Below are 3,053 nucleotides of genomic sequence, written 5' to 3' on the forward strand. Positions count from 1 at the left end.
CGGGGTTCGCCCGATTCTAGAACCAGCCCCACGCGGGTGCGAGTGCCAGTGCGGATCAGGTGATGGTGTAGCCCCGCCACGGCCAATAGGGCCGGAATCGCAGCGTGGTCGGCATCCACAGCGCGATCGCTCAAGATGATCAAGGCCGTTCCTGAGGCGATCGCTGCATCTGCTTGACGATAGAGATCCTCTAACGCGGCCTCCAGACCCGTCACTCCCGCCTCGGCTGAGAAGGTAATCGGCAGGGTCACCGACTGGAAGGGGCCTGTCTCTAGAGCCTTGAGCTTGGCCAAGTCTTCATTGCTGAGCACCGGCGTTTTCAGCTTGATCAACTGACAGCTTTGCGGCTCTGGCTTCAGCAAATTGCGCTCGCTGCCGATGGTGGTGATCGGGGAGGTGACGATTTCTTCCCGAATCGAGTCAATGGGGGGATTAGTCACCTGGGCAAACAACTGCTGGAAGTAGTCGTAGAGCAGCTTCGGCCGGTTCGACAACACCGCCAAGGGCGTATCGGTTCCCATAGCCCCGATCGCTTCCACCCCAGTTTGCCCCATGGGCATCAGCAACAGACGCAGCTCCTCAAAGGTATAGCCAAAGGCAATCTGCCGCTGCCGCAGGTTCGTAGACTCAAGGGTTGGCACCGGCGCATCGGGAAGCTGACCCAGTTCCACCAAATACTGATCCAGCCAGTCACCATAGGGCTGTTCGGTGGCCACCTGCTGCTTCAGCTCCTCATCGGAGACAATCCGCCCTTCCTCCATATTCACCAAGAACATCCGCCCCGGCTCCAGCCGTCCCTTATAGGCGATGCGTTCCGGCTCGATTGGTAACACCCCGGCCTCCGAGGCCATGATCACCAAATCATCCTTGGTGACGTAGTATCGTGCGGGCCGCAGACCGTTGCGATCGAGCACCGCCCCCATCATGGTGCCATCGGTAAAGGCAATCGACGCCGGCCCATCCCAGGGCTCCATCAAGCAAGAGTGGTATTCATAGAACGCCCGCTTCTCAGCGCTCATCGACTCATGCCCCGACCAGGGTTCAGGAATCATCATCATGACGGCATGGGGGAGCGATCGCCCGGTCAGGGCCAGCAGTTCTAGGGTATTGTCAAAAATCGTCGAGTCGCTGCCCTCAATATTGATCAGCGGCTGCACCCGCTTCAGATCATCCCCAAAGTAGTCCGACTCAAACATCGCCTGGCGGGCATGCATCCAGTTGATATTGCCGCGCAGGGTATTGATCTCACCGTTATGGGCAATGTAGCGGTAAGGGTGGGCCCGCTCCCAACTGGGGAAGGTATTGGTGCTGAAGCGAGAGTGAACCAGACCGAGGGCGCTGGCAAAATCCGGATCCTGGAGATCGGGGTAATACTGCCCCACCTGCACCGGCATCAACATGCCCTTGTAGACAATAGTGCGGCAGGAAATGCTGCTGGGATACCAAAAGGCATTGATCCCCGCCACCCGAATGGCCACGTAGGCCCGCTTGCGAATTACATAAAGCTTGCGCTCAAAGGCCCAATCGTCGTCTAGACCAGGATGGCGCTGGATGAACACCTGCTCCATGAACGGCTCACTGGCCCGGGCCGTTTCGCCCAAGGTGTCGTTGCATGTAGGTACATCCCGCCAACCGATAACCGTTTGCCCCTCTTCCTCAACTACCTGGGCAAAGACCTCACGGCTGCGCTGCCGCACAGCGGGATCGGGGGAGGAAAAAATCATCCCGACGCCGTATTGCCCCGGTGTAGGTAGATCAAAACCAAGCTGACCGGCCACCTTTTGCATAAAGCGATGGGGCACCTGAGTGAGGAGCCCAGCCCCGTCACCGGTATTGGGTTCAGCCCCAACGGCACCCCGGTGATCTAAGTTCAAAAGGATCGTCAATGCTTGGTCAACAATGGAATGAGACTGAGCCCCCTTCATGTTCACCACGAACCCGACCCCGCAGGCATCGTGTTCAAATTGGGGGTCGTAAAGGCCCTGTTTCGGCGGCGGAGTGTGACTGTTCATTTATCAAGGATTGATCACGACAGGAAACCCCTAGAACTCTATCAGAACCTGATGAATATTCTAGGTTTCTTCGGATGATCGCTGCTCATCGTTAGACTCGTATTCTCTAACAAGAAACCGATTCGCTACTGCCTCTTAATAAAATCGTCAGAGTCTAGTGGGGATGTCTGCATTATTTCTTTGCAATTGAAACCCAAGTGGGCCCTGTTTTTCATCAAATCACGACATTTTTAAATCCGATTTCATGCATTAGCCTATGGATGCAGGTCTAGAGCCTTGTAACTCGGACTAGTCCCATAACGGGACTAGCCGATGAGAGAACAGCCCACCATGGGCTCTTGCCAAACTCTTTTTTCTTTGATACTTTTCTAAAAAGACCGATCGGTCTCTTAGATAAATCCTACCCATGGCAAAAGCTGCAGAAACCAAATTAACCATCATCCGGCAAGCAGCGGATGTGTTTAACCAGCAGGGCTATGCTGGCTCATCCATGGCAGACATTATGCAGGCAACCGGGCTGAAAAAGGGCGGCATTTACAACCACTTTGCCAGCAAAGACGAGTTAGCGATCGCCGCCTTTGAGTTTGCGGTTCACCAAGTTAGCCGCCGTTATATCCAGGTTCTGAAAGACCACCGAGGGGCGATCGCCCGTCTCAAGGCTGTCGTTCATACCTTTGTGACCAACCTAGATGATCCACCCATTCAAGGGGGTTGCCCATTGCTCAACACCGCCATCGAGAGTGATGACACCCACCCGATTCTGCGCCAGCGGGTGCAGGCCGCCATGGACGAGTGGCGTAAGCTGATCCGTCGGATTGTGGAAAAAGGGGTGGCGGCAGGGGATCTGCAGCCAGAGATCCAAGCCGATGGAGTGGCGACGTTGCTGATCGCCACCCTCGAAGGAGCCCTGATGCTCACCCAGCTCTACGGCGATCGCATTCATCTGCAGCGAGTCCAGGCGCACTTGAACGACTATATCGATCAGTTGCAGCGGTCTTGATCCCCATGGACTGAAGGCGATCGCCACCAAACTGCCGATGG

General features: G+C 55.9%; 2 protein-coding genes. One reads left to right on the forward strand and one right to left on the reverse strand.

The genetic code is table 11. The features are described 5' to 3' along the window. On the reverse strand, nt 1-2,012 hold a 2,012-nt coding region (locus V6D20_02590), incomplete at its 3' end, for a glutamate synthase central domain-containing protein (protein HEY9814681.1). A gap of 406 nt (nt 2,013-2,418) precedes the next feature. Between V6D20_02590 and V6D20_02595 the strand changes: the two genes are divergently transcribed. Further along, a complete protein-coding gene (locus V6D20_02595; GenBank protein HEY9814682.1) occupies nt 2,419-3,012 on the forward strand; it encodes a TetR/AcrR family transcriptional regulator in 594 nt (197 codons plus the stop codon). Nucleotides 3,013-3,053 lie beyond the last annotated feature (41 nt).

Source organism: Candidatus Obscuribacterales bacterium (genome assembly GCA_036703605.1).
Classification (GTDB): Bacteria; Cyanobacteriota; Cyanobacteriia; order RECH01; family RECH01; genus RECH01.